Origin of the sequence: Mesorhizobium sp. M7A.F.Ca.AU.001.01.1.1 (assembly GCF_004022735.1) — a bacterium.
Lineage (GTDB): Bacteria > Pseudomonadota > Alphaproteobacteria > Rhizobiales > Rhizobiaceae > Mesorhizobium > Mesorhizobium ciceri.
The window spans coordinates 1-5,940 of the sequence record NZ_RZPF01000399.1; the positions used below are offsets into that span (position 1 = coordinate 1).

Annotated in this window: 8 protein-coding genes; 3 read left to right on the forward strand and 5 right to left on the reverse strand. The window is 61.9% G+C overall.

All coding sequences use genetic code 11. The features are described 5' to 3' along the window. The 4 genes from EN884_RS22265 to EN884_RS22280 all read right to left on the reverse strand — a co-directional run. A partial coding sequence (locus EN884_RS22265) for an ABC transporter ATP-binding protein (protein ID WP_164895106.1) occupies window positions 1-364 on the reverse strand: 364 nt, incomplete at its 3' end. Continuing rightward, entirely contained in the window at window positions 361-1,143 is a 783-nt protein-coding gene (locus EN884_RS22270) for an ABC transporter permease (protein WP_013531381.1), read from the reverse strand. The genes EN884_RS22270 and EN884_RS22265, both read right to left, overlap by 4 nt. Window position 1,144: 1 nt before the next feature. After that, the gene (locus tag EN884_RS22275) at window positions 1,145-2,026 is read right to left on the reverse strand and encodes an ABC transporter permease (RefSeq protein WP_063168083.1); all 882 of its coding nucleotides are present in this window, start codon (window positions 2,024-2,026) and stop codon (window positions 1,145-1,147) included. A 13-nt stretch (window positions 2,027-2,039) separates the two neighbouring features. After that, the gene (locus EN884_RS22280) at window positions 2,040-3,131 is read right to left on the reverse strand and encodes a spermidine/putrescine ABC transporter substrate-binding protein (RefSeq protein ID WP_063168082.1); all 1,092 of its coding nucleotides are present in this window, start codon (window positions 3,129-3,131) and stop codon (window positions 2,040-2,042) included. Between the two features lie 91 nt (window positions 3,132-3,222). Here EN884_RS22280 and EN884_RS22285 point away from each other — a divergent pair, with 91 nt between their 5' ends. Both EN884_RS22285 and EN884_RS22290 read left to right on the forward strand, forming a co-directional pair. Continuing rightward, window positions 3,223-3,837: a TetR/AcrR family transcriptional regulator gene (locus EN884_RS22285; protein ID WP_024503901.1), complete on the forward strand. Its 615-nt coding sequence runs from the start codon at window positions 3,223-3,225 to the stop codon at window positions 3,835-3,837. A gap of 126 nt (window positions 3,838-3,963) precedes the next feature. Further along, a complete protein-coding gene (locus EN884_RS22290; protein ID WP_063168081.1) occupies window positions 3,964-4,533 on the forward strand; it encodes a DUF2569 family protein in 570 nt (189 codons plus the stop codon). A 366-nt stretch (window positions 4,534-4,899) separates the two neighbouring features. On the opposite strand, the gene EN884_RS22300 is transcribed toward EN884_RS22290, so the two are convergent. Next, a complete protein-coding gene (locus tag EN884_RS22300) occupies window positions 4,900-5,199 on the reverse strand; it encodes a DUF1236 domain-containing protein (protein ID WP_013531386.1) in 300 nt (99 codons plus the stop codon). Window positions 5,200-5,717: 518 nt separating this feature from the next. Between EN884_RS22300 and EN884_RS39045 the strand changes: the two genes are divergently transcribed. Next, the coding region (locus EN884_RS39045) for a hypothetical protein (RefSeq protein WP_206617621.1) at window positions 5,718-5,940 on the forward strand (223 nt) is incomplete at its 3' end.

Genomic DNA, 5,940 nt, shown 5'->3' on the forward strand with positions numbered 1-5,940 from the left:
GCGCCAGCGCCTCGCGCGCCTTTGCGGCGCGTGTCGCGCCGTCGACGCCCTGCATGCGCAGGCCGAAGCCGACATTGCTGCCGACGCTCATATGCGGAAACAGCGCATAGTCCTGGAACACCGTCGTCGTCGGGCGCTTGGCCGGCGGCACCGACGTGCAATCCTCGCCACGGATGAACACCTTGCCTTCGCTGGGGGTGACGAAGCCGCCCAGAATGGACAAGAGCGTCGTCTTGCCGGAGCCGGACGGCCCGAGCAGGATCGTGTAGCTGCCGGGCTCGATCTGCAGCGAGACATCCTTCAGCACGGTGTGCTGGCCGAAGCGATGCGAGACACTGCTGATGTCGACGAGGGGCGCGCTCATGCCGGCTTTCTCCGAAGCAATGTCAGTTCAAAAAACACCACCAGCACGATGGAGACGGCGAAGACCAGCGAGCCGACGGCATTGGTCTTGGGATTGAGGCCGGAACGCAGCAGGTTCCAGATCTCGACCGGCAGCGTGGTGTCGAAGCGGGTGAGCAGGAAGGAGATCACGAATTCGTCCCAGGAGAAGGTCATCGACAGGAAGAAGCCGGCGAAGATGGCCGGCGCCATGACCGGCACGGTGATCAACAGCAGCACCTTCCATTCCGGCGCGCCGAGGTCGCGCGCGGCGCGCTCGATGTTGATCTGATGGTCGCCCATCTGGCTGTAGATGATGGCAAAGCACAGCGGCAGATTGATCACGACATGGCCGATGCCGGCAGCCAGTAGCGATTTCGGTACGCCGGCCCAGTTGAACAGCACCAGCAGCCCCATGCCGATGATGAGATAGCTGACCGTCAGCGGCAGGGTGATCAGCCCGCGCAGCAGGCCGGAGCCGGGCAGGACGAAGCGGGCAAAGCCCCAGGCGGAAAGGAAGCCGAGCGTCACGGCGGCGAGCGACGAGATGGACGCGACCAGCAGCGAATTGACCAACGCCGAAGTCAGCCGTGGGTCCGAGAGCACCGCGTCGTACCAGCGCAGCGACGGGCCGGTGAAGGGCGGGATCGGGAACGACGTCGCCTGCAGCGAAAACAGTACCAGCACGATCACGGGCAGGAAGATGAAGCCGTAGACGGCAAGCGCGTAGAGCCAGGAGGCGATGCGGACAATCCTGCGCATCTCAGGCCCGCTCGATCTTCAGCCAGTGGGCGCAGGCGAGATAGGCGATGGTGACCACCGCCATCAGGATGATCGACAGCGCCGAGGCCAGCGGAAAGTCGCCGCGCCGGCCGATCTGCATCATCACCAGCTGCGGCATCAGCAGCTCGTTGTTGCCGCCCAGGATCTGCGGCGTGATGTAGTCGCCGATGCACAGCACGAAGGTGAGGAAGGCGCCGACCATGATGCCGGGCAAGGTCAGCGGCAGCACGACATGCAGGAAGGTTCGCACCGGCCCGGCGCCGAGATCGGCGGCCGCCTTGCGGTAGCTCGGGCTGAGCTGCTTGAGATTGGCGAAGATCGTCAGCGTCAACAACATGACGAAGAAGTGCACGAAGCCGGTGATGGTGGCGAAACGCGTGTTGGCGAGATGCACAGGCTCGCTGATGAGGCCGGAGCCGGTCAGCGCCCGGTTTATGACGCCGTTCTGCGCCAGCACCAGCAGCCAGGAATAGGAGCGCACGACATAGGAGGTCCAGAACGGCAGCACCGCCAGCATCAGCGCCAGCCGCTGCCAGCGCTCCGGCACCTGTTCGGCGAGGATCCAGGCGAAGGGATAGGCGAGCAGCACCGAGACCACGGTGACGATCGCGGTCACCTCAAGCGAGTTCACCATCGCCTGCCAGTAGGAGGGGTTGGTGAAGAATTGGCTGTAGTTGGACAGCGTGAAGCCGCCGCCCTCATGCGCCGTCAGGCTGGAAAACCCCATGGCAATGAACGGCAGCACGAAGAACAGCAGCGTCCAGCCGAGCGCCGGCGTGACCAGCGCCCAGGGCAGAGCAGAGCTCGCCCGGGGCAGGGTATGGCCCGCCCGGGGCAAGGGGTTGTTTCCAGCCGAGCTCATGAGCGCTATCGGCTCATTTCGCCTGCAGCATTTCGGTCCACATGTCCTGCATCTTCTTGTCGAGATCGGCGTTCGGCGCCGGATAGGCCTGGGCACGCGTCAGGAAGCCCGGCTGTTCGTCGAAGCGCAGCACCTTCTTCTGGTCGTCGGTCAGTGCTGCCTTGGTGTTGGCCGGCATGCCCCAGTAGCAGGAGGAGGTGGCAAGCCGCGCCTGGCCCTCCGGGCTCATAATGTACTGGATGAACTTCAGCGCCATGTCCTTGTTCTTGGAATCCTTGAACATGGCCAGCGACTGCGACCACAGAACCGCACCTTCTTTCGGGATGGAGAAGTCCAGCGCCGGGTTTTCCTTGGCTAGGCCCGCCGTCACCCATTCGCCGCCGCCGACCAGTATGTCGACCTCGCCCGTCGCCAGCGCCGTCTGGCTGGCGGTCACTTCGCCGACCAGCTTGGCATTGGCTTTCATCTTCAAGAGCTCGTCCTTGAGGGCGGGCAGGTCGGCTTCGGTGAGATCGGCCGTCTTCTTGCCGATCGCCAGTGCGGCCATGCCGATGACCGGCAGGTAGTAGTCGTAGATGGCGACCTTGCCCTTGTACTTGTCGCCGGTCAGGGCCGCCATCGACTGCATGTCGGCCGGATCGACCTTGGTCTTGTTGTAGCCGATCGTGTTGTAGCCGAACTTTTCGGTGATGCCGTAGCGCTTGCCGCCGACCATGGTGGAGCCGTTCATCTTCACCTGCGCAAACAGGTCGGCCAGCGGCAGCTTGTCTTCCGGCAGCGGCTCGAACAGGCCTTTTTCGACGCCGCGCGGCACGTCGATCGAATCGATCACCATCACGTCCCAGTCGCCCGGCTGCGACTGTTCGACGATGGCGAGGCCAGCGCCGGTGCCCTCGAAATCCTTGACGTTGACCTTGACGCCATTGGCCTCCTCGAAGGGCTGCAGCAGCGCCGGATCGGCATGATCGCACCAGATCAGCGCGTTGAGGTCGGCGGCCTGGACAGCGCTGCCGGCTGCGAGCAACAGCGCCGCGGCCGCGCACGCAGCATGCAGATGGCTCTTCAACATGGAAAGCGAATTCATGGTCTTGGAATGTGCGGACATCGAGTGTTCTCCCTTGCCTTTGTGGCTTCTTGCAAAAAATTGAACCAATTCTAAAATTGAGTCAATTCTGTTTTTGTGGAAAGAGGCTGGAATGAGCGGATTGCGGGCAAGGCAAAAGGCGGACCGGCACAGGCGCATCATCGAAGCGGCGGCGGAACTGTTTCGAGAGGCCGGCTATGAGGGCGCCAAGATAGAGGCGATCGCCACGCAGGCCGAGGTCTCGGTCGGCACCATCTACAATTACTACGAGAACAAGGGCGACATCCTCGGCGCCATCGTCTCGCTGGAGGTCAACGAGGTGCTGAATGCCGGGCAGGGCGTCGTCGCCAGGCCGCCGGCCAATGTCGGCGATGCGCTGGATACGCTGATCGGCATCTACATCGAGCACTCGCTGCACTATCTCAGCAAGGAGATGTGGCGGCAGGCAATGGCGATCTCGACGCAACTGCCCGACAGCCCGTTCGGCCAGGCCTACACCGCGCTCGACCGCGCGCTGACCGAACAGATCCGCGCCCTGATCGCCCGGCTGCAGGCGCTCGGCCTGGTGCGCCAGGACATCGACGGGGCGGCGCTCGGCGAACTGATCTTCAACAACATGAACATGATGTTCATCGAGTTCGTGAAACGCGACGCGGCGAGGATACCGGAGCTGCGCGCAGCGATACGGAGGCAGAACCGGATTTTGGTGGCGGCGATCGGGGTGTGAGGGAGTCAGGAGCAGACAGGAGAAAATCGTCGGTTCGGCATATTGTCATTTCACACCAGCGCTCGCCTCTTGAGTTGAATTTAAAGCCTGGTACAACTTAAGGGAGCATAAAAAGGGGAGGCGTAAATGGGGGCGTTTTCCATCTGGCATTGGGCGATCATGCTGCTGTTGATCGGCGTGCCTGTTTTCTTTGCTGTTCGATCGGCCGCGAAGCCGTCGCAGAATCCTGAGGCTCTTGTGGGCTTCGGCGGCTGGCTGATGCTGCTGGCTATCGGTCAGGCATTGTCACCGCTGCGCACACTCGCCGAATTGGGGGCCTCCAGCGATGGCGACAACCAGCTCATGCTGGTGCCGAATGGACCCATGGTGGTCTATGGCGAGGTTGCCCTGCTGCTGGCATTCATGGTGCTTCAGCTTGTGGTGCTCGTTGCCATGCTGAGGCGGAGCCTTCGGTTCAAGCAGTTGTTTCTCATCCAATGGCTCGCAATCCCGGTGGCGGTCATACTGGACGCGATCTGGGTCTCCACCGCGATCGGGGTTTCGGTTCGGCAAGTGGTCACTGGCGAGGCGCTTGCGACGCACATAGTCTCGTTTGTGCTGATAGGGCTCTGGGTCGCCTACGTCTACAAGTCCGTCAGGGTGCGGAACACCTTCACCAGGGTTGGGGCATCCACCCAGGTTGCTGGCGCGTCGTAGAAGAAGGCACAACTTGGAATGTTGGAACTGCGCGCGGCGATCCGCGGGCAGAACCGAATTCTTGTGGCGGCGATTGGGGTGTGACCTCGTGCACCACTATGTCGCCATCGAACCTGGAACGGCCAGATCCTGAGCCGACCGACCTCGACCATCATCCGTGACGGCTGCGACCTTTTGGAAGGTCTTTATTTCGGCCTCATTTATACGTGCTGCCCGCGCTCTCGCCTGGAGATCAACCAGGCGCGCCACGAGCGCTTGCGACGTCTCGACTTCAGGGTTCATCATTTTCATTTGTCCGATTGAGTGGCGATTTGACGAGCGCAACCCGCCGGCATCCCTGCCGGCGGGCCTGGCCGGTTCGAAGTTTCAGTCGTAGACTTTCACAATCTTGCGTGTGCTCGGGTCCACCAAAACCGTTCGGTTGTCGACCACCGTATAGCGGTATTTGACGTTGGGAACCTCGTGGAGTTCGACCGTGTCTGGCAGAGCCGTGCCGACATTCAACTCCACCCCCGGAAGCTTCACAGAAGCCAAGGGTTGCTTCTTCACGTATTCGCGCACGACGGTGTCCTGTTCCGGTGTGATAACCACATCCTGTGCCGCAACCGCGCCGACGCTGGCCAACAGCAAGAGCGCCGCAGCGGCGCTGCTTAGGTGCATCCTCATTTGTTTTTCTCCTCTTGTAACCTGGCGGCAGCACGATCGGCTGGGCGCCAGCCACCCGAACACGTCGCCAGGCCAAACGTTCCTCATACGGGCCTCTGTCTGAATCCGCGCAGGACCAAAGTCTGGTTGGAAAACGCAATGGTCTTACCCGTTGGGAGTAGGCGGAACGGCTTAGGCCTAAAGGTTGTTGTCTCTCCAATTCGGAGAGAAACAGTGGAAAAAAGTGTCGGCCAGGCGCGATGGTTGCTCGCACCGATTTTCGCAACAGCCATCACCTTCCTGGTGATGGGGGTCGTTCTTGGCTGACATGGCGTGGATCGGCGCAGCTACGTCCCTTCCTGCGCTGATAGGACCCGTGAGCTGCTTCGGCGGCGGGCGGGTCCTGTATTTCACCGTGCGCCCATGCATGCTCATTCGGCAGGCGTGGGCGCATTTCTAGCACATGTACCTTGGGAGGTTTATTATGGATCGGCGATCCTTCTTGACTGCAATGTTTGGCGTTGCCGGGGCAGCGGCCCTTGCAAGCGCTGTCCGCCCAACTGACGCAATGGCGGGTGTTCCAGGGGCCGGACACGGCATCCTCGATGAACTTGAGACGCCACAAACAGAGACCTTTGAAGAAGACGCACAGGCAGAAGTGCAGCAAGTCTATCATCGGGACTGGCACTACCGTCCCCACCGCCGCCGGCGGGGCTGGAGACGGGTTTGCCGCAGTTATTGGCGGCATGGTCGCCGTCGCAT